Annotated in this window: 16 protein-coding genes and 1 tRNA gene; 3 read left to right on the top strand and 14 right to left on the bottom strand. The window is 64.7% G+C overall.

Annotation, left to right across the window (positions count from 1 at the left end):
• Positions 1–168: 168 nt before the first annotated feature.
• Together I6F36_RS19515 and I6F36_RS19510 are read left to right on the top strand one after the other, a co-directional pair.
• Positions 169–612: a TspO/MBR family protein gene (locus tag I6F36_RS19515; RefSeq protein ID WP_036024016.1), complete on the top strand. Its 444-nt coding sequence runs from the start codon at positions 169–171 to the stop codon at positions 610–612.
• 94 nt (positions 613–706) lie between these two features.
• On the top strand, positions 707–916 hold the full coding sequence (locus tag I6F36_RS19510; protein WP_225130166.1) for a hypothetical protein: 210 nt from the start codon (positions 707–709) through the stop codon (positions 914–916).
• A 226-nt stretch (positions 917–1,142) separates the two neighbouring features.
• Here the strand turns inward: I6F36_RS19510 and I6F36_RS19505 are convergent, their stop codons facing one another.
• The 14 genes from I6F36_RS19505 to I6F36_RS19440 form a co-directional block, all read right to left on the bottom strand.
• Complete coding sequence (locus I6F36_RS19505; protein WP_225130163.1) at positions 1,143–2,018, bottom strand: SDR family oxidoreductase; 876 nt, start codon at positions 2,016–2,018, stop codon at positions 1,143–1,145.
• Between the two features lie 129 nt (positions 2,019–2,147).
• Positions 2,148–2,981 (bottom strand): helix-turn-helix domain-containing protein, encoded by an 834-nt coding sequence (locus I6F36_RS19500; RefSeq protein ID WP_225130162.1) that lies wholly within the window; start codon positions 2,979–2,981, stop codon positions 2,148–2,150.
• Between the two features lie 388 nt (positions 2,982–3,369).
• Positions 3,370–3,446: transfer RNA gene (locus I6F36_RS19495), tRNA-Arg, on the bottom strand.
• Between the two features lie 63 nt (positions 3,447–3,509).
• On the bottom strand, positions 3,510–4,547 hold the full coding sequence (locus I6F36_RS19490) for a diguanylate cyclase (protein ID WP_057025902.1): 1,038 nt from the start codon (positions 4,545–4,547) through the stop codon (positions 3,510–3,512).
• Positions 4,547–7,657: an EAL domain-containing protein gene (locus tag I6F36_RS19485; protein ID WP_225171967.1), complete on the bottom strand. Its 3,111-nt coding sequence runs from the start codon at positions 7,655–7,657 to the stop codon at positions 4,547–4,549. The genes I6F36_RS19490 and I6F36_RS19485 overlap by 1 nt, the downstream gene beginning before the upstream one ends.
• Before the next feature lie 171 nt (positions 7,658–7,828).
• Positions 7,829–8,914 carry a branched-chain amino acid ABC transporter permease gene (locus I6F36_RS19480; protein WP_225130158.1) on the bottom strand — a complete coding sequence of 362 codons (1,086 nt, stop codon included), beginning with the start codon at positions 8,912–8,914 and terminating at the stop codon, positions 7,829–7,831.
• Positions 8,911–9,921, bottom strand: a complete 1,011-nt coding sequence (locus I6F36_RS19475) for a branched-chain amino acid ABC transporter permease (RefSeq protein ID WP_036002397.1) — start codon at positions 9,919–9,921, stop codon at positions 8,911–8,913. The genes I6F36_RS19480 and I6F36_RS19475 overlap by 4 nt, the downstream gene beginning before the upstream one ends.
• On the bottom strand, positions 9,918–10,640 hold the full coding sequence (locus tag I6F36_RS19470; RefSeq protein WP_036038610.1) for an ABC transporter ATP-binding protein: 723 nt from the start codon (positions 10,638–10,640) through the stop codon (positions 9,918–9,920). The genes I6F36_RS19475 and I6F36_RS19470 overlap by 4 nt, the downstream gene beginning before the upstream one ends.
• Positions 10,637–11,413 carry an ABC transporter ATP-binding protein gene (locus tag I6F36_RS19465; RefSeq protein ID WP_225130156.1) on the bottom strand — a complete coding sequence of 259 codons (777 nt, stop codon included), beginning with the start codon at positions 11,411–11,413 and terminating at the stop codon, positions 10,637–10,639. The genes I6F36_RS19470 and I6F36_RS19465 overlap by 4 nt, the downstream gene beginning before the upstream one ends.
• 200 nt (positions 11,414–11,613) lie before the next feature.
• Positions 11,614–12,798 (bottom strand): substrate-binding domain-containing protein, encoded by a 1,185-nt coding sequence (locus I6F36_RS19460; RefSeq protein ID WP_036002387.1) that lies wholly within the window; start codon positions 12,796–12,798, stop codon positions 11,614–11,616.
• A gap of 104 nt (positions 12,799–12,902) precedes the next feature.
• Complete coding sequence (locus tag I6F36_RS19455; protein ID WP_225153641.1) at positions 12,903–14,936, bottom strand: acyl CoA:acetate/3-ketoacid CoA transferase; 2,034 nt, start codon at positions 14,934–14,936, stop codon at positions 12,903–12,905.
• 245 nt (positions 14,937–15,181) lie between these two features.
• A complete protein-coding gene (locus I6F36_RS19450) occupies positions 15,182–16,624 on the bottom strand; it encodes a sigma-54-dependent Fis family transcriptional regulator (RefSeq protein ID WP_225153639.1) in 1,443 nt (480 codons plus the stop codon).
• A 165-nt stretch (positions 16,625–16,789) separates the two neighbouring features.
• A complete protein-coding gene (locus I6F36_RS19445) occupies positions 16,790–18,526 on the bottom strand; it encodes a bifunctional diguanylate cyclase/phosphodiesterase (RefSeq protein WP_225153637.1) in 1,737 nt (578 codons plus the stop codon).
• 432 nt (positions 18,527–18,958) lie between these two features.
• Positions 18,959–19,924, bottom strand: a complete 966-nt coding sequence (locus I6F36_RS19440) for a sensor histidine kinase (protein WP_057025911.1) — start codon at positions 19,922–19,924, stop codon at positions 18,959–18,961.
• A gap of 179 nt (positions 19,925–20,103) precedes the next feature.
• Here I6F36_RS19440 and I6F36_RS19435 point away from each other — a divergent pair, with 179 nt between their 5' ends.
• Positions 20,104–20,943 (top strand): SDR family NAD(P)-dependent oxidoreductase, encoded by an 840-nt coding sequence (locus tag I6F36_RS19435; RefSeq protein ID WP_036002369.1) that lies wholly within the window; start codon positions 20,104–20,106, stop codon positions 20,941–20,943.
• Positions 20,944–21,043 lie beyond the last annotated feature (100 nt).

The raw sequence follows: 21,043 nt of genomic DNA, 5'->3' as shown, positions 1-21,043 counted from the left end.
CCGTCAACGTCGGCAACCCATCCGACGCTGCTGCGAGAAGACGCAGGACTTTGCCATGGCGCTCAGCGCATCGCTTCTCGTCGCACGGCCGCGGCTGCGCCAGGCATCGAGTCGGATTGGCTCATGGAAAGATGTTACAATCGGATGATGAGAAGGGCGAGGTGACGGATGCTTCAGTTGTTGGTCTTCGTGGCGGGCGTCGTCGGCACCGGCTGGTTGATCGGAGCGACCAATCCCCCCGGTGAATGGTATGCCGGCCTTGCCAAGCCGAGCTTCGTCCCGCCGAACTGGGCGTTCCCGATCGCCTGGACCATCCTTTACGTTCTGATCGCTGTTGCGGGATGGCGGACCTTTCGCCGTGAGCCCAGGGGCAAGGCGATGCTGGCCTGGGCGGCGCAAATGGCGCTCAACTTCATTTGGTCTCCGGTCATGTTCACGATGCACCAGATCGGCGCCGCGCTCGTCATTCTCGTCGGCCTGTTCATCGCGATCGTGACCTACATCGGTCTCGAGCTGTCACGCGACAGGCTCGCCGCCGGATTGTTCGTGCCCTACGCAGCCTGGGTCGCGTTCGCCGGTGTGCTCAATGCGGCGATCTGGCGCTTGAATTGAGGCGCTGGGTCTCGACCGATTCAAAAAACAATCTCAGGCTTGTGAGTGGCAAGCATGGGCACGCGACCCAATATGAGCCCGCGGAGGACAGCCCATGCAATACAGCTCCGAGCTCATTCACACCATGCGTCAAGCGCTGGAGACCGTGATGGCGAGTGTGCCGGCCCATCAATCGGTGTTCGGCCTGAAAGCGGCCGTCGCCGAATGCATCCTGAAGGCCGCCGCACACGGCCACACGTCATACGATGGATTGGTGACGGCAGCGTCCGACCAGCTCCAGGCGATCATCGCGTTGCTGACGTGAGGGCCGGCCTCGTGCTCGTCTTCACGGTTCGGGTGCTGCGGGTCAGTGGGTGAGAGGCGCTGCTTCCTGCGCGCGGAGCTCTCGTCCAGTGCGCTGCCCAGCGCCGGGGTCATCATCGCGAGCAGCTCCGGATTGTGCCCGGGGAATATCGAACGCCCGGACAAATCTTACGCAATGCCGCCAATGATGAGATCGAAAGATCTTTCGTGCGTCGCTTTCGAGTAGTTTATCGCCCGGTGTAGCCGCCGTTAATGTAGACAGTCTGGCCCGTGACCCAATGCGATGCTGGCGACGCAAGGAACCGAATCAGCGGAACGACGTCGGAGACCGCGCCGAGGCGCCCCGCTACAGAAAGACGCGTCGCGTAGGCGATGGCGGCCGCGTCCTCGGGCGCCCGATAGAAGGGTGTATCTATTGGGCCGGGCGCAACGGCATTGACCGTGACACCGCGAGCCCCGAGTTCGCGCGCCATGGAGCGCGTGAACTGTTCGAGAGCTGCTTTCGATCCCTGATATAACGCATAGTTGGGAAGGTAGCCGTCGATCAGCGACGAGCATGCATTAATGATTCGCCCACCGTCCGGAAGATGACGGCTCACCTCCTTCATTATGAAAAAGCTCGCCTTGGCGTTCACTCCGAACACGTCGTCGTATTCGGCCTCGCTGATTTCGGCCACCGGCTTCTTGACCATGCGACCGGCGTTGTTGATCAGTATGTCGATGCGACCGAATTCGCGCAGCGTCGCCTCCACGAGGCGCGAGTGCGTCGGCATGTCGTGGAGTTCGCCTTCGATAGTGGCGGCACGAGCACCCTGTGCGCGGACAAGGTGCGCTGCAGTCTCGGCATCAGCTCGATCGCCCGCGTCATGATAGTGGATCATGATGCTCGCACCGTCCGCTGCGAGTCCTGCTGCATATGCGCGGCCGAGATTGCGCGGCCCTCCGGTGATCAGCGCGACTTTTCCCGCGAGAACACGGGTCGGGTCTCCCGACTGATTCGTTTGGGCGTCTGTTCGACCGACTGCAGCCGCCGTAGCCGCCGCCGCGGTGATGCCAAGTGTCATCGAACGACGCGATAGCCAAATGTTTTCGTTTTGAGTCATGGTTATCCTGCGCCTCCGCTTCAGCATGTCAGCAGGCCGTCGTTCACAAAAACGGCTTGGCTCTCCGGTCACGCGAACCTAGAGGCATGAGGCCGCTGCGCGGCAGGTCGATTCTTGCTGTCTTTTGCTTCAGCGCGCGCGGATATCAGACGGCAACAGACCTGTCCGGGCACGGAACTGACGACGAAAATGATTGATGTTCGAATAGCCGAGGTCGGCGGCGATCGCTTCAACGCTATCGGGCGTGTTCCGAAGGCGTTGGCGCGCGTGCTCTAGGCGGCGGCTCGACACATATTGATGCGGCGCAGATCCGGTGGCGGCCTTGAACGCCCTGGCAAAGTGAAACGGACTTAGTGCCGCAACTTCGGCCAGCCGCGCGAGCGTCAGATCCGTGGCGGTGTGTGCTTCTACAAAATCCAGCACTCTGCGCAGGCGCCGAGTATCCAGCGAGCCTTTTGAGCGCTCGATCGCCCGCCCTCCGAATTTTCCGCACAAGACAATCGCGTAGAGGGTCCGCACCAATGAATCGCGTTCGACGTCGTTCAAATGATGCCTCCCGCGCGCGGCTGCGCGGAAACGGTCAACGATCGCCCATGCGTGAAAGTGCTCCCAGCCATGAATATCGGCAAGATCGGCATGGCCCTCAGCACCAAGTTCCTCGGCAATTTGCCTCCGCAGCGAGCCATCCGCTGAAATTTCTACCACTTCAGCGGGCGAAGTTGTTCGCACCCATTTGACCGGTTCTCCGCCGGTCAGACCGATTGTTCCGGCAGGCGCATCGCGAGCGACCGTGCGTCCATTCGCCAGCATTACAGCGGCGTTCTTCTGGCCGTTAAACCCCACCGCGATCGCTCCAGGCAGCGCGAGCGATGCATCACCTGCGTCCGCCGCGGGCGGCAGACGGAGGTGCGCAACGCGCACGCTCCCCCATGTGAACCGGGCTATGTCGATGCGATTGAACATCCGACGTGAGATTTGGGGGACGGTGTACGTCGCATCAAGCCCGGTATCTCGCCGCCAATCGGTAACATTCGTCGCTCCGGGAGAGAGGCTCCGGCGGGCAGAACTGGCTCACGCGAGCCGAGGCCGTTGCATCGAAGACGTGATCGAAAAGGCTCTGGTGAATGTGGGGCGGTTCGGTAGCGCGAGCGACATTCCGCTGCTTCGCGCTTGGTCACTCTATCCTGATCTGGGGTGTGCTTCGCGATACAGGCCATCAGGGAGATTGATGAAGCGACCGGCCGGATGAAGCTGCCTGCCGAGGGCTAGTTGAGGTAGGGCTAGTTGAGGTAGCGCGCCGCATCGAGGGAGCTGCGCGTCAATCGGTGACAATATCGCGCAAATCACAAAGTGGCGCACCCGACACGATTCGAACGTGTGACCTTTGCCTTCGGAGGGCAACGCTCTATCCAGCTGAGCTACGGGTGCTAGTCGAGGTTCATTTAGCCGATTGGCGCGGGGCGGGCAACCGCTTCTCGATGGAAGCGCGCTTCAGGCCGATTTGCGCTTGACGGGGTCTGGAACCGGCTTGCCGCCGAGGGCGGCGAATTCGGCCAAAACCCGTTCGGCGCAGATGACGCGGTTGCGGCCGAGGCGTTTGGCGACATAGAGCGCCTCGTCGGCGGCGCCGAGCAGCCGGTCCGGGCTGCCGTCGGTACTACCAGGAATATGGCTGGCGACGCCGACGCTGAGGGTGACGTGGTCGCCGGCGCCCATTGCGCCATGGGCGATCGCCAAGGCCATCACGGCGCAGCGGATCGCCTCGGCCACCATGCAGGCGCTGTCGCAATCCATGTCGGGGAGGATCAGCGCAAACTCCTCGCCGCCATAGCGGCTGGCGAGGTCGAGCGGGCGCACTGCGTGCCGGTTGACGACAGAAGCGACCGCGCGCAGGCACTCGTCGCCGCTCTGATGGCCGTGCTGGTCGTTGAACAGCTTGAAATGATCGACGTCGACGAACAGCAGCGCCAGCGGCTTCTGCGTGCGCTGGGCGCGGGCCCATTCGCCGAGCAGCATCTGGTCGAAGGCGCGGCGGTTCGCGAGGCCAGTGAGCCCGTCCTTGGTCGCGAGCTCCTTCAGCGCCATCTCGGCGCGCTTCTGGTCGGTGAGGTCGCGCAGAGTCTCCACCACCGCGATCAGGTTGCCGGCCTCGTCGTGGATCGGGCCGGCGTCGATGGCGAGATAGAGCTGGCTGCCGAGCTTGGGCATCACGCACCAGTTCTCCGCGGAGAAGCCGAGCCCGTTGTGGCCGCGCGCGGCATATTCCGAATAATACTCCGGCAACTGCTCGGGCCGGTCGAGCGCGACGAGGTCGGCAAGGCAGGGGCGCTTCGTCTCGTAGAATGCCTGCCAGTGCTTGCTGGTGCCGATCACTTCGGCGGCCCCGACGCCGGTCAGCCGCTCGCAGGCTCTGTTCCAGATCACGACGCGGCGCTTCGGGTCAATCACGAAGGTCGGCACCACGAGGTGCTGCATCAGCCGGACGGCGTAGGAATCGGCGACATCGAGCGCCTTGCGCGACTTCGGCATCAGGCCACCGCAGCCACGGGCAAGCCATCGGAGGGACCGAACAGCTTGCGTACCTCGCTGGCCGGCTTCGGTGCACTGAACAGATAGCCCTGCATCTGCGTGCAGCCGAGCGCGCGCAGCATGTCGCGCTGCGCCTCGGTCTCGACGCCCTCGGCGACCGTGGTCATGCTGCTGGCGGCCGCGATGTTCACCACCGCCTGCACGATGATGGGCGAGCCGCTCGCCTCGGCGATGTCGACGACGAAGCAGCGGTCGATCTTGATCTTGTCGAACGGGAAGCGCTTCAGATAGCTCAGCGAGGAATAGCCGGTGCCGAAATCGTCGAGCGCGATGCGCACGCCGATCGACCGCAACTGGTGCAGGATCGAGAGCGCCGCCTCGTCGTCGCGGATCAGCACGGCCTCGGTGATCTCGAGCTCGAGCCGGCGCGGGTCGAGGCCGGAGGCGGCGAGCGCGCCCGCGATTCGCAGCGCCAGCGTGTCGCATTTGAGCTGCACGGGCGAGACGTTGACCGCGAGGCGCACATGCGCCGGCCAGGTCGCGGCCTCACTGCAGGCGGTGCGCAGCACCCAGTCGCCGAGCTCGGTGATGAGGCCGGTGTCCTCGGCGACCGGAATGAACTCCGCCGGCGACACCATGCCGCGCTGGGGATGGCGCCAGCGCAGCAGCGCCTCGCAGCCGGAGACTTCACCCGAGCGCAGGTCGACCAGCGGCTGATAGTGAATCTCGAAGCCGCCGTTGACGAGGGCCTGGCGTAAATCCTGCTCCATGCTGAGGCGTGCCTTGGCGCAGGCATCCATTGCGGGCTCGAAGAAGCGGTGGGTGCGCCGCCCCTCGGCCTTGGCCCCGTACATCGCGAGGTCGGCGTTCTTGACCAGCTGATCGAGATCGGCGCCGTCCTGGGGCGCCAGCGCGATGCCGATGCTGGCATCGGTGGAGAGCTGATGGCCGAGGCAATGATAGGGCTGCCGGATCGCCTGGTAGATCCGCTTCACGAAGGACAGCACGTCGGCGGAAGACCCGATGTCGGTCTGGATCACGGCGAATTCGTCGCCCCCGAGCCGCGCGATCAAATCGCCCTGCTTGAGACAGCCGCGCAGACGGCCGCCTATCGCCTTCAACAGCTCGTCGCCGACGTGATGACCGAGCGAATCGTTGATGCCCTTGAACTCGTCGACGTCGATGTAGAGCAGCGCAAACTGGCCGCCTTCGGCCACCTTCTCCAGCTCGCATTCGATCTGCTCGCGGAACAGGGCCCGGTTCGGCAGGTCGGTCAGCGCGTCGTAATGCGCCATATGCGCGATCTTCTCGTGATCGCGCCGCCGCTCCGTGACGTCCTCGACGACATTGATGATGTAGCGCGGCTCGCCCGACCTGTCGCGGATTCCGATCCGGGTGGACGTGATGTAGCGCCGCCCGATGCTTGGCGTGGTCCACACGTGCTCGTCCAGGAACAACCCGTCCGGCGATTGCAGCAGCTTGTCGTCGTCCCGGGTGATGATCCCGGCGGTTTCTGCCGGATAGAGATCGAACGCGGTCTTGCCGACGATCGTCTTGCTGGTTTCGCCGAGTTGTTGCTCGGCCACCTGGTTGGCCAGCAGGTAGCGCCGCGTGCGGGCATCCTTCACGGTGATCCGTGACGGGATATGGTCGATGATCTCGCGCAGGAAGGTGTAGTTGCGGTCGCGCTCCTGCTCCAGATTGCGCTGCTCGGTGATGTCCTCGATCGTGGCGACCCAGCCGCCCTGCGCGAGCGGCGTGTTGATGACCTGGAAGGCGCGGCCGTTGGCCAGCTGATGCGTTCTCGTCGAGACCGTGCCTTCGGCGACGACCCTCATGACGTCGGCGCAAAACGCTTCGACATCGCCATCGAATGCGCCGCGCTCCTTGCGATGATACATCGCCTCGCGGATGTGGCAGCCGGGCTTGATGACGTCGTGGGACAGGCCGAACATGTCGGCGTAGCGGCGGTTGCAGGTGACGATGGTGCCGCCCGCGTCGTACAGGATCAGCCCTTGCGACATGTTGTTGAGGGCGGTGTCGAGCCGCAGCCGCTCCGCTTCGATGCGCTGCTGGGCTTCGCGGTTCTGCCGGTTGATCTGGCGGATGATCAGATAGAGGATCAGCGCGATCACGCTGGCCGCGACGCCTGCCGTGGCCACCATGAAGCCGGTTTGCTGCCGCCAGTCCGCAAGTGCCGCTGCCGTGGTGTTGGTGGCGATGATAACCAGCGGGAAATGCGTCAGCGACGCAGCCGAGCCGAGCCGCTCCTCACCGGTGACGGGGCTCCTGCCGCGGAGCGTCTGCTGACCGCCTTCGGCCAGCACTTTCTGCATCAGCGGCCCGTCCTTGAAGTTCCGCCCGATCAGCTCCTCGGCGTGCGGATAGCGCGCCAGCATCTTGCCCTCGCGATCGAACAGCGAGATGGCCGTGCCGTCGGCGAGCGCGACCGAAGCAAAATATTGCTGATAGCTGCTCGGGTCGATCCGCCGCACCATGGCGCCGAGGAATGTGCCGTCCGCGCCGCGCAGCCGGCGTGCGACGACCGTGGTCCATTTGCCGATGATGAGGCTGCGGACCGATTCCAGGATGACCGGCTCGGCCGCCGGGTTGAACTTGAACGACTGGAAATAGCCGCGCGAGGAGATGTTGATCTTGGGCAGCGGCTGGGCCCGCGACCAGTTGATCAGATCGCCCTCGGCATCGTAGATCGCGATGTCGCCGAGATACGACACGGAGCTGATCTTGCTGCGCAGCATCTGGTTTGGCGCAGGCCCGGACATGCGCTCGCGGAACATCGCAGGCGAGGTGATCTCCGCCAGGTTCATCTGTCCGATCAGGTCGGCGGCGACGACGTCGGAATCCTCGAATTGCTGATCGAAATGCCGCGCGATCAGCTTCACCGTGTTTTCGAGCTCACGCTCGCGGTTGGCGAGGGTCCGCTCGCGGAATTCGCCGACCGCCATGGCCGTGACGATGAAAATGCCCGCGACCAGAAATACGCCGCACAAGGTCAGCCACAGGACAGGACCGCGGCGCGCCAAGGCCTCCCAGCCGTTCCCCGCGGCTAGAGACATTCCGGCTGCTACCTTGGCAAAGACCTGGCGCATTCCCCCTCCCTGGAAGAACAGGAATACACCGCACAAATGGCGCAAACCTTAGGAAAACCAGTTACCTGAGCGTTAATCCGGTTGCGTGATGGCGCCGATATGTAGCCGCGCTTGTATCGCGCCGGTTGTGCGGCGCCGCCGCAAACGCGGCGCTGCATCATGAATCATCGGTTAATGCGAGGCGCCAGCGGTCTTCTTGCCGCCGCCATGGCGCAGCCGTCCGACCACGCCGGTCGGGAAGAAATAGACGCTGGCGATGAATAGCAGCCCGAGCCACAGCAGCCAGCGGTCGGGATGCAACAGCCCCGGCAGCAGTGGCAGCCCGGCTTCGCCCGCCGCCTTGGAGGCGACGCCCATCAGCGACTGCAGATAGTTCTGGGCGAGGATGAAGATGGTGGCGCCGATGATCGCGCCGTAGATCGTGCCCATGCCGCCGATCACCACCATCAGCAGGATGTCGAGCATGATGGAGAAGCTCAGCGAGGTGTCGGGACCTGCATAGCGCAGCCACAGCGCATTCAGGATGCCGGCGCTGGCTGCGACGAGAGCGGCGAGGCAGTTGGCGTAGGTGAGGTGGAACACGGTGCGGAAGCCGAGCGCCTCGGCCCGGAAACGATTTTCGCGGATCGCCTGGAGCACGCGCCCGAACGGCGAGTTCACGACGCGCAGCAGCGCGAGGATCATCAGGGCCGAGATCGCGAACACCAGGTAGAAGGTCAGGATGCGGCCGTTGATCTCGAAGCCGAACAGGTTCTTGGAGATCAGCACCGTGCCGGGGCGCAGCAGCTCCGGCAGCTGGAAGCTGCGCCCGTCCTCACCACCGGTCAGCCAGGACAGCTGCGAGGCCAGCACCTGGAAGGCCGAGGCGACCGCGAGCGTGATCATGGCGAAGAAGATCGCCGCGACCCGCAGCGAGAACAGCCCGATGGCGAGCGCAAGCAGGGCTGCGAGCGGCAGGCCGGCGACGATGCCGGTGGCGACCGCGGCCCAGTTCGGACCCATGCCGTACAGCGCGATCGCGATCGCGTAGCTGCCGATGCCGTAGAACATGGTGTGGGCGAACGACACCGAGCCGGTATAGCCGAGCAGGAGATCGTAGGAGGCGACGAGGGCTGCGAAGATGCAGATCTTGGCCGCGACGTTCAGTGCCTTGGCGCCCGGGAACAGGAATGGCGTTGCCGCCAGCGCCAGGATGATGACGACGAGAACGAGCGTCAGGACGCGGCTGCGCGGCGGATCGCCTGAGAGGATCATCATCGGCTGGTCACCGCATAGAGGCCGCGCGGCCGCCACATCAGAATGGCGACCATCAGCAGGATGTTGGAGACGAGGGCGAGCTTCGGCACCAGGAAGCCGCCGTAATTGGCGACCATGGCGACGAGGATGGCGCCGATGAAGCAGCCGCCGATCGATCCCAACCCGCCGATGATGACGACGATGAAGATCAGGACGGTGAGGTCGTCACTCATGGAGGCGTGCACCTGCTCGCGGTAAAGCGCCCACATCACGCCGCCGAGGCCGGCCAGCGCCGATCCGGTCATGAACACGCCGAGGAACAGGCGGCGGATGCGGTAGCCGAGCGCCTCCACCATCTCGCGGTTCTCGACGCCGGCGCGGATCAGGAGGCCGAGCTTGGTGCGGTTGAGCACGAGCTGGATCGCGATGAAGACGGAAAGCCCGATCAGCATCGCCAGCACGCGGTACTTGGCGATCGCGACGTCGCCGATGATGAAGGAGCCGCGCAGCGAGGCCGGCAGCGGCATCGGGATGATCTGCGGTCCCCACAGCGCATAGAGCGTCTGCTCGGCGACGATCAGGCCGCCGGTGGTCATCAGGATCTGCTTCAGGTGCTGGCCGTAGACGGGAAGGATGAGCACGCGCTCGACGACGAGGCCGAGCGCACCCGACACCGCCATTGAGAGCAGCGCGGCTGGCCCCAGCACCGCGAGGTTCATCCAGAGCGAATCGGCCTGGATGGACGCCGCGAACGGCGCCAGCACCAGGGTCGCGACATAGGCGCCGACGGCGATGAAGGCGCCGTGGCCGAAATTGAGCACGTCCATCAGGCCGAACACCAGCGTTAGCCCTGAGGCCATGATGAAGATCATCATGCCCATGGCGAGGCTTGCGACGGTCAGGGTCAGCCAGGACGAGGTCGATCCGATCAGCGGGATCATCAGCAGCGCGAGCGCGAGCGGCAGCAGGATCGGCGCGAGATCGCGCTTCGGCTTCGGCAGCGGATCGGTTGCGGCAAGGTCTGTCACTGATGCGCCTCCAGGCTCAGGCCGAGCAGCCGCTCCTGCAGCGGCACGTCGGCGGCGAGTGCCGCCATCTCGCCGCGATGAACGATGGTGCCGTTGTCCATCACCAGCACGTTGTCGCCGAGCTCGCGGGCGGCAAAGAAATTCTGCTCGACCATCAGGATCGTGGCGCCCTTGCGCTTGATCTCCTTCAGGCACTCGATCAGCGCCATCACGATGGCGGGCGCGAGGCCCTTGGTCGGCTCGTCGATCAGGAGCAGCTTGCGCGGCTCGACGATCGCGCGCGCAATCGACAGCATCTGCTTCTGCCCGCCCGACAGGCTTCCCGCGCGCGACAGCCAGAAGCGGCGCAGCGCCGGGAAGAAGCCGAAGATCCAATCCAGCTGCTTGTCGTCGAGCGGCGCGTCGCGCGCCGCCAGCACCAGGTTCTCCTTCACCGTGAGATCGGAGAACACTGCCATGCTCTCCGGCACGTAGCCGACGCCGAGCCGCGCGATGTCGGGCGTCGCAAGGCTCTCGATGCGCTGGCCTGCCAGGGTGATCTCGCCTTTCGAGGCCTGCCACAGGCCCATGATGGTCCGCAGCGTCGTGGTCTTGCCGGCGCCGTTGCGGCCGAGCAGCATCGTGACCTGTCCTTCCGCAACGGCGAGATCGATGCCCTGCAGGATGTGATAGCGCCCGATATGGGTGTGCACGCCGGAAAGCTTGAGGAGATCGCTCATGCTGCGCTCCCTGCAGCGCTTTTGGGCGCGACGCCGAGATAGGCTTCCTGCACGATCGGCGAGGCGATCACCTCGGCGGGTGCGCCGTCCGCCACCAGCTGCCCGTTATGCAGCACGATGATGCGGTCGGCGAGCGAGCGCACCACATCCATCTTGTGCTCGACCAGGAGGATGATCTTGCTCCTGTCCTGCTTGAGCTGCGCGATCAGGTTCAGGACGATCGGCACCTCGTCGATGCTCATGCCGGCGGTCGGTTCGTCGAACATGAAGACTTTTGGCTCGAGCGCGATCATCAGCGCGACCTCGAGCTTGCGCTGGTCGCCATGCGACAACGCGGTCGCAGTGACGCCGCGGCGATTGCCGAGCGCGACCTGGTCGAGGATGGCGTCGGCGCGCGCGATCAGGTCACGGCGCACCATCCAGGGCCGCAGCATGTCGTAATGCGTGCCCGCTGCCGCCTGCACTGCGAGGCGGACATTCTCTTCCACTGAGAGGTTCGGGAAGAGATTGGTGAGCTGGAAAGCACGTCCGAGACCCGCACGGGTGCGCATTGGTGCGGAATGCTCGGTGATGTCGGCGCCGTCGAACACGATGCTGCCGCCGGATGCCCGCAGCTGGCCCGAGATCAGATTGAAATAGGTGGTCTTGCCAGCGCCGTTCGGCCCGACGATGGCGGTCAGCTCGCCCGGGCGAAACGTGCAGGAGACATTGTTGACCGCGACATGGCCGCCGAAGCGGATGGTGAGGTCGCGGGTTTCGAGGGTGAGCGGCATGGAGAGTCTGGCAAATGATGAAACGAGATAGATCCGCAGGTCACGCTGCGCTCCCTCCCCCGCTTGCGGGGGAGGGTCGGGGAGAGGGCTGTCTCCGCAGGCGAGAACCCCCAAGAGGAAGGTGTCCTCTCCCGGCCTCTCCGCATCCGCCTTCGCCAAGGCTTCGGCGGACAAGAGCGGGAGAGGTGAAGCAAGAAAGCTTACCGCTTGTTCTTGATCGGAACGTTCATGTCCTCGATCTTCAGCTCGCGCACCGGCTCGAGCACGGCCCAGGCGACGTTCGGATCGACCTTGACCTTGAAGTGATACATGCTCTGCAGCGCCTGATGGTCCTCTTTCCGGAACACCATCTTGCCCTTGGGCGTGTCAAACTCCAGGCCCTCCATGGCGCTGATCAGCTTCTCGGTGTCGGTCGACTTCGCCTTGGTGACGGCGGCGACGACGGACATCGCAGCCGCAAAGCCGCCCGCGGTGAAGAAGTCCGGCGGCGCGTTGAAGCGCTTCTGATGCTCGGCGACGAGCCAGTCGTTCACCGGGTTCTTCGGGATCTCATAGAAGTAGTAGGTCGCGCCTTCCATGCCGGGCAGACCCTTATAGGCGGCGAGCGCCGGCAGGATGTTGCCGCCGGTGGAGAGCTCGATGCCGTAGCGCTTCGGGTCCATGTCCTGGAGCTTGGCCAGCGGATTGCCGGCGCCGGCCCAGATCACCCAGATCACCTTGCGGCCCGGCTTGTCCTTCAGCGCGTCGAACAGGCGCTGGCCGACCGCGGTGAAGTCGGTGGTCGAAGTCGGGGCATATTCTTCGGCCGCGAGCGTCGCGCCGGTCTTGGCGAGCGCCTCCTTGAACGCGGCGACGCCGTCGCGGCCGAAGGCGTAGTCCTGCGCCAGCGTCGCCACGGTGACGCCCTGCTTGCCGATCGCGACCGCGTTGGAGATCGCGTCCTGCGAGGAGTTGCGCGCCGTGCGGAAGATGTAGCGATTCCATTTCTCGCCGGTAATCTGGTCCGCGACCGCGGGCTCGACGATCAGGATCTTCTTGTTCTCCTCGGCGACGGGAAGAATGGCGAGCGCCGCGGCCGACGAGGTCGTGCCGATCGCGATATCGACCTTGTCATCCTGATAGGCCTCCGAGAGCGCGGCCTTGGCGAGGTCCGGCTTGCCCTGGTCGTCCTTGGTGATGATGACGATCTTGCGGCCGTCGAGCGTCATGCTGCCCTTGGTGGCGTATTCGAATCCCATCTTCAGGCCGGTCTCGGTCTGCTTGGCGTAGGCCTCGAGCGGACCGGTCTTGCCGTAGATCAGCGCGATCTTGAGATCGTCGGCGAGCGCGGAGGTGCCCGCGCCGAGCGCGAGGATGGTTGTTGTTATGATGAGTGATCGACGCACGATGGTCCCTCCTGATGTAAAGTTTCTGCCAACAGCGATTTGCACAACGTCACGAACATTGCAATTGATCCTTCCGGCGGCGTGCGCCGGCGCGAGAGCATGCATCATTTTTGAGCCTGGCTCGCATTGCGCGCCGCGCCGGCCTCGACCTGGCGCCAGTCCGACTGCGCTTCCTCCGCGCTCTCGAAGATGTGCGGCGCGACGCCGCGCTTCTCCAGGGCTTCGCCGAGCTTGATGCGCAGGAAACCCGACGTGGTGTAGCGCGACACGCCGGAATAGAAGCGGTCGACGAGGCTGCGCACCATGGCCGAATAATCGTCCATCAGTTCCGGCAGGATAGAAAAATTGTCATAATTGACGATGGCGTAGACGCGGCGTCCGAGCGGCGCCAGGCGGGCCTCGACGATGGCGGCGATGGTGTCGATCTCCGCCTTGCTGCGCAGCGGATAGCGCTCGAGATTGACGAAGAACAGGTTCTGCTGCTCGTCCAGCGTGAAGCGCTGGTCGAGCGGGATGGTGAGCAGGCGCTCGCGCAGATCCATCAGGCCGTCGCCGAAGATGCGCGCGTCCATCAGGGCGGGGTCGCGCGGGATCAGCGGCTTGAAGTCCATCAGGCGCAGGATGTCGCGCTCGATCTCGATGCCGGGCGCGACCTCGACGAGCTCGAGCCCGTCCTCCCGGAGCTCGAACACGCAGCGCTCGGTGACGTAAAGGGTGCGTTGCTTGCGTGCGGCGGCAAACGGGCCGCTGAAGGTGACGTGCTCGACATTCTCGACGAATTTGCGCGACGTGGCCTCGTCCAGGATGACGAGCTTGCCGTCCTTTACCGCGATGCGTTGCTTGCCCGCACCGAACGTGCCGACGAAGATCACTTCCTTGGCGTTCTGGCTGATGTTGATGAAGCCGCCAGCGCCTGCGAGCTTCGGCCCGAACTTGCTGACATTGAGGTTGCCGGTGCGGTCGACTTGGGCAAGCCCAAGGAAGGCGGCGTCCAAACCGCCGCCGTCGTAGAAGTCGAACTGGTAGGGCTGGTCGATCACCGCCTGCGTGTTGATCGCCGCGCCGAAATCGATGCCGCTCGCCGGGATGCCGCCGATCACGCCCGGCTCCGCCGTCAGCGTGATGAGGTCGATGATCCGCTCTTCATTGGCGACCGAGGCGATCCCCTCGGGCATGCCGATGCCGAGATTGACGACGCTGTTGGCCTTCAGCTCCAGCGCCGCGCGCCGGGCGATGATCTTGCGCTCGCTGATCGGCATCACCGGCAGCGAGGCGGCGCGGACCCGGATCTCGCTCGAGAAGGCCGGATTGTATTGCGTGCCGAAAGTCTGCCAGTGGTTCTCGGGCCTCGACACCACGACGCAGTCGACCAGGATGCCGGGAATCTTGACCTGGCGCGGATTGAGGCTGCCGGCCTCGGCGACGCGCTCGACCTGGGCGATGACGATGCCGCCGGAATTATGCGCCGCCATGGCGATGGCGAGCGCCTCCAGCGTCAGGGCCTCCTTCTCCATGGTGAGATTGCCGTCGGGATCGCCGGTGGTGGCGCGGATGATCCCGACATCGATCGGGAAGGTCTTGTAGAGCAGGCACTCCTCGCCGCGCAGCGTGATCAGCTCCACCAGGTCCTCGGTGGTGCGTGCGTTCAGCTTGCCGCCGCCGTGCCGGGGGTCGACGAAGGTGCCCATGCCGACACGGGTGATGTGGCCGGGCCGGTGCGCGGCGATGTCGCGGAACAGGTGCGTGATGACGCCCTGCGGCAGGTTATAGGCCTCGATCTGATTCGCAATCGCGAGCTGCTGCAGTTTCGGCGCAAGGCCCCAATGCCCGCCGATCACGCGCCGCACCAGGCCTTCATGTCCGAAATGATTGAGGCCGCGCTGCTTGCCGTCGCCCTGACCGGCCGCATAGACCAGCGTCAGATTGCGCGGCTTGCCTTGCGTATAGGGCGCATCGCCCTCATGGGACAGATAGAGCTCCTCCAGTGCGATGGCGATCTCCTCGGCAAAGCCGATGCCGACGAAGCCGCCGGTCGCCACCGTGTCGCCGTCGCGGATCAGCATGACGGCTTCATTCGCCGAGACGACCTTGCCCTTCTCGGAGTTGCGCAAGTAAGGCAGAGCTGGATGATGGCTCACGGCGTTCCTCCCGCTCCCTGGACCGTAGGCCTTGTTGTGCTTGATCTTATCGCGAAGCGCTGCCCCGGAACAGGTTGCTCCTCGCGAAGGAAAGACGGCAAAGCGGAGAGCAAGGTCCGCGCCAGATCCCGCAGCTTCGCGCAAGACCGCTGAAATCTGCGGCAATTGCCTGCAATTCGCCTCGGAAGAGCAGCCGGGTGCGGTGTCCGGAATCCGAGACTCCGGACAGTCCGGTGTCTCGAAACTCAGACGGGCGCCGATCCCGAGGCGAGGCCGAATTTCGCGAGCTTCTTGTAGAAGGTCGCGCGCGAGATCCGCAGCATCCGGGCGGCCTCGGTGATCTGGCCGTTGCTGGCGGCGAGCGCCTGTTCGAGCGTGTGCTTCTCGAACTCGGCCTCGGCCTCGGCATAGGGCACCACCAATCCGGCCGGGCGCTCGGCCGGTGCGAGCCTGACCTCGGTGCCGATGGGGAGGATGCGGGCGACATCCTCGCCGGTCAGCCGCCCGGAATCGCTGAGGATCAGCGCGCGCTCGAGGATGTTGCGGAGCTCGCGGACATTGCCCGGCCAATCGTAGCGGGCGAGCGCGGCGAGCGCGCTCGGCGTGATCTTCGCCTTGACGTAGTCGCCCGACGCGCTGATGTCGTCGAGCAGCCGGGCGCAAATGTCGGGGAGATCGTCGAGGCAGTGGCGCAGCGGCGGCAGGTCGACTGAAAGCACGTTGAGCCGGTAGTAGAGATCGGCGCGAAATGCGCCGTCGCTGACACGCTTGCGCAGGTCCACATTGGTCGCGGCGATGACGCGGACGTCGACCCTGGTGATCTTGTCCGAGCCGAGCGGCTCGATCTCGCGCTCCTGCAGCACGCGCAGCAGCTTGGCCTGCAATTGCAGCGGCATCTCGCCGATCTCGTCGAGGAACAGCGTGCCGCCGTCGGCAATGCGGAACTTGCCCTCGCGTCCCCGTCGGTCGGCACCGGTATAGGCGCCCGGCGCAGTGCCGAAGAACTCCGACTCGATCAGCGTCTCCGGGATGGCGGCGACGTTGACGCTGACGAACGGCTTGTCGGCGCGCGAGGAGGCGTTGTGGATCGCCTGCGCCAGCATCTCCTTGCCCGTCCCGGTCTCGCCGGTGAGCAGGACCGTGACGCTCTGCCGCGCGGCTCGGCTGGCGAGCTCCTTGGCGTGAGCAATGGCAGGCGTCGTGCCGACGAAATCGGCGAAGGTGAAGCGCGCCGCGCGGGCGTTGGACAATTGCCGCCGAGCCAGCCGCAGATCGCTCTCGAGCTGGGCGACGCGGGCGAGCAGGGGCTTCAGGCTTTCGAGATGATCATAGAGCACGAAGCCGATCGCGCCGATCACCGTCCCGTTCTCGTCCTCGATCGGCATGCGGGTGACGACGAGCTGCTCGCCGCCGAGCTCCATGATGTCGAGCAGGATCGGCTCGCCGGTCTCGGCCACCTTCCGCATCAGGCTGTTCGGGATCACCTCCTCGATCGACCGGCCGATCGCCTCGCTGGCATGGTCGAGACCGAGCGCGGCAAGATATTTCTCGTTGACGTAGACGACGCGCCCGCCGCGATCGATCGCAATCGCGCCCTCGCAGAGCTTCTCCAGCCGCTCGAACAGCGTTTCCATCGCGCGCGCACGGAGATAGGCGGGATCGCTGATCGAGGAGGCGGCGGCAGGCATGAGATACCTCGGGGAGGTCCGCCCCGTGTATTAGCAAAAGTCCAGCGATTTCAAAGGGGGAAATGGCGCCAAAGGAGGAATGGGCGCTGAACCCAGCTCAGCAATCGCTGTCGTCCCGGGCTCGCTTCGCGCCCCGGGACGACAGCGGTATGTGTCGTGCCGCCCCTACCGCCGGTACCCGCTCGCCCGCGAATAGCCCTGGCGGTGCTGTTGCGCCGGGCGGCTTGCCACGCTGACCCGCGCCTCGCTCGAGGAGGGCGTTGCGAGCTTCAGCTCCTCCAGGAAGATCGGCCGGGAGAAATAATAGCCCTGCGCGTAGCGGATCTTGGTCGCCGCCTGCAGATAGGCCAGCTCCTCGTAGGTTTCGAGGCCTTCGGCGATCACCGTCATGCCGAGCGCCTCGCTCAAGGATTCGATCGCGCGCAGGATACCCTGGCTGCGCGGACGATTATGAATGTCGGTGATGAAGGAGCGGTCGATCTTGATCTCGTCGGCGGTGATGTCGGCCAGCGCCGAGAGCGAGGAATAGCCGGTGCCGAAATCGTCGATGGAGACGCCGACGCCGAGCTTGCGGAACATCGGCAGGATCTCGTCCTGAAAATGATTCTTGGCGACGAAAGCATCTTCCGTCACCTCGATCATGAACCGCTGCGGAAAGCCGGTCTCCTCCAGCGCCTGCGCAAAGCTGCGCATGAATTCGGGATTGCCGGCCTGCTTGGCGGCAACGTTGATGCTGATGGTCGCTTCCGGGCCGAACGTGTCGTTGATCAGGTCGATCGACTTGACGATCTCGGCGAGCACGAGATGGGTCAGCTCGTCGATCAGGCCGAGCTCGCCGGCAAGATTGATGAACGAGCCGGGCGCCTGGATCACGCCTTCGTCGTCGCGCAGGCGCACCAAGGCCTCGATGCCCTTCACGGCCTGCGTGCGGATGTCGACCTTGGACTGGAAGGCGCAGCAGAAGCGCTTTTCCAGGATGGCGAGCCGCAGCGACTGCTCGACCTTCATCCGCGCCTGCGCCTCGCGCTCCATGCTGGCATCGAAGAAGGCGGCCAGTCCCTTGCCGTTGTTCTTGATGCGGTACATCGCGATGTCCGCGTTCTGCCGCAGCGTCTCGAAGCTGCGTCCATGGTCGGGATAGAGGCTGATGCCGACCGAGGTCGAGGCGAACACTTCCGAATTGTCGATGAAGAACGGCGCGGTCAGCCGCTCCAGCGTCGATTGCATGAATTCGGCGACCTCCTCCTGGCTCTGGATCGGTGACAGCAGCAGCAGGAATTCGTCGCCCGAGATGCGCGAGAGCATGTCGGAATCGCGCAAGTCCCGTCCGAGCCGCTTCGCCAGCTCGACCAGCAGCGCATCGCCCACGGCGTGGCCGTAATAGTCGTTGATGTGCTTGAAATTGTCGACGTCGAGAAAGGCCAACGCAAAGCGTTCGCCGCCGTGGTCGTGCGCGAGCAGGGCATTGGCGCGGTGCTCGATCACGCGGCGCGAGGGCAGCCCGGTCAGCTCGTCGAAATAGGCCGAGCGGAACAGCTGGTCCTCGAAATTCTTCTGCTCGGTGATGTCGGAGGATGCCGAGATCAGCAGCTCGCGTCCGTCGAGACGAACGGGGCGATGGGTCGTGAGCAGCACCTTTCGCGCGGCGCCGACGTGAAGCGCTTCCTCGGTCACGACCGGCTGCCCGTCGCTCAGGGCCTGGCGGCAGGCCTCGCGCCGCGGCGTCAGATCGGGTGAAGGACGGCTGCCGTCCAGGCCGAGCTGCGCGGCGGCGGCATCGTTGACCAGCAGCAACTCGCCATGCGCGTCCTGCACGGTGAGGCCGGCCGGCAGCATTCTAACGATTTCCTTGAGAAAACCGAGCTCGGCTTCAGTCGCGCCGGAATATTGATTGTCGTTCATAGAAGTCATGAATCTTGTTGTTTCAGCGCGCCTTTGCAATGGGCGCGATCTTCCGCGGTTCCCTCTTAAGTTTGGTTAAGGGGTCAGGAGAAATACGGGGGTGTTTTGGAGAAAACTTGCGACGATCGGACGCGCGCTGGCGATCGTCATTAACGGAGCGTCAACGCGCTCGGCGAAACAGCGAAGTATCCGCGTGGGAGCGATTTCGCCTGCGGCCATCCTTCGAGACGCCCGCCGTGGGCGGGCCCTCAGGATGAGGGCCGGAGTGCGCTGCGCGATATCACCCGAGCACCGATGCCGCTTAGCCTCATCCTGAGGAGACCGCGAAGCGGTCGTCTCGAAGGACGAGGCGCTTGCTCAGGTCGCGCAAGTGCCACACGCGATTGCGCCACCGCGCGGGCAGCAAGGAGCACACCTTACATGTTGCGACGTCTACTCGCTTCGTGGAATTCGGCACTGCATGATGCAATGCAGCCCGGTTTTCAGATACGAGATCTCAGTTTTGCCGTCGAAAGCCGACAGCGCCGACTTCAAGAGCTTGGTGCCGAAGCCGGGCTCCGACACCTTGTCCACGCTCGGTCCTTCGGTTTCGTCCCAGGTGATCGTCAGGCGGTCGTCGGTGATGGTCCATGACACCTGCAACAGACCGCGCGGTGAGGAGAATGCGCCGTACTTGCCTGCATTGGTGGCAAGCTCGTGAAACATCAATGACAGCGTGACCGCGAGCTTGGGCGGCAGGAACAGCCGCTCGCCGTTGAGCGTGAAGCGGACATGGCCGTAAGGCCCGAGCTCGGAGATCAGAAGGTCGCGGATGTCGCAGCCGGCTTTGTCGATCCGCGAGATCAAATCATCGGTTGCGGCCAGCGAGCGCAGCCGCGGATCGACCCGGGCCCAGACCTGCGGCTGGTCGTGCAACACCTGGTGCACCACGGCATGCACCGTCGACAGCTTGTTCTTCAGCCGATGCTGGAGCTCCTCGACCAGCAGCTTGCGATAATCTTCTTCCTCGATCAGGCGTCTGGAAATTCGGCGCTGCTCGGCCAACATGGTGCGGTAGTGCTCGACACCCCAGATGGTGATCGCGCACACGGTCCAGTAAAGCGCCAGCAGGACAAACCGCGCGCGATCGGCAAACGCATCGCCGAAATTCAGCGCGACGCCGAGCACGCCGCCGACGAGCGCCGTCACGATGCCGATCCGGAATCCGCCCAGGGCCGCAGCAAAGAAGACGGCCGGGAAGTACGGCGTGAAATAGATGTCGGGACGAACCTGAGCGAGGCCCCAGCGGACCAGGGTTGCAGCCAACAGGCAGACCACCGCAAAGCCGATGCTCAGAGCGAGCGAGGGCGGCGCCGCACCCTGCCAGCCCTTGCGGAACTCCTCGATCAGCTTCCTCATGCACTGCCTGGTTGCGATAGGCGTTCGACGATCGAGCGGCCCGTGAGGATGTTACGCATGCCGCCCCTACAAGCATAGCTTGCCTTGTCGGAAGCGGGCAGGAATAGTGACCGCTGCGGCGACGGCGGCGGCCGGCATTCGCCATTTGGCATCAAATCACTCGAAAACAGGAACATTCCATGGGCAGGCTGGACGGCAAGGTTGCGGTGATCACGGGGGCGACGAGCGGCATCGGATTGCGCACTGCGGAAGTCTTCGTTGCCGAAGGTGCCAAAATTGTGATCGCAGGCCGGCGCGTACCGGAAGGCGAGGCACTGGCGAAGCAGCTCGGCGAAAGCTGCGTCTTCCGTCAGACCGACGTCACCGTCGAAGCGCAGATGCAGGCGCTGATCGCGCTCGCGGTCGACAAGTTCGGCAGGATCGATTGCCTGTTCAACAATGCCGGCGGGCCGGCACAGACCGGCGGCATCGAAGGCCTCGAGGTCGAGCGGTTCGATGCGGCGATGGCGACGCTGGTGCGCAGCGTCATGCTCGGCATGAAGCACGCCGCACCCTACATGAAGAAGCAGGGCGGCGGCAGCATCATCAACAATGGCAGCATTGCCGGCCGCCTCGCCGGCTTCTCGTCGTCGATGGTCTATGGCGCGGCCAAGGCGGCGGTGATCCATCTCACCAAATGCGTGGCGATGGAGCTCGGCGAATCCAACGTTCGCGTCAACTCGATCTCGCCCGGCGCGATCGCGACCGGCATCTTCGGCAAGGCGCTGGGGCTCTCGACCGATGCCGCCGAGAAGACGCCGGCGGTGATGCGCGAAGTCTACAAGACCGCGCAGCCGATCCCCCGCGCGGGTCTTCCTGAAGATATCGCCCAGGCCGCAGTGTTCCTGGCCAGCGACGAATCCAGCTTCATCAACGGCCACGACCTCGTCGTCGACGGCGCCATGACCGGCGGCCGCAACTGGAGTCAACAGCAGCAGGGCTATGTGGCCCTGCGCAAGGCGTTCGACCAGGGGGCGTAGCAGCTCCGGCGATGGTGCCGTAGGGTGGGCAAAGGCGCGCCCTTCGCGCGCCGTGCCCACCATCGATGTTTGCACCCGGAGAAACGTGGTGGGCACGCTT

It is taken from the genome of Bradyrhizobium sp. BRP19, assembly GCF_020194195.1.
Classification (GTDB): Bacteria; Pseudomonadota; Alphaproteobacteria; order Rhizobiales; family Xanthobacteraceae; genus Bradyrhizobium; species Bradyrhizobium yuanmingense.
Note: the sequence above shows the minus strand (reverse complement) of the source record. Positions and strands in the feature narration are given on the sequence as shown.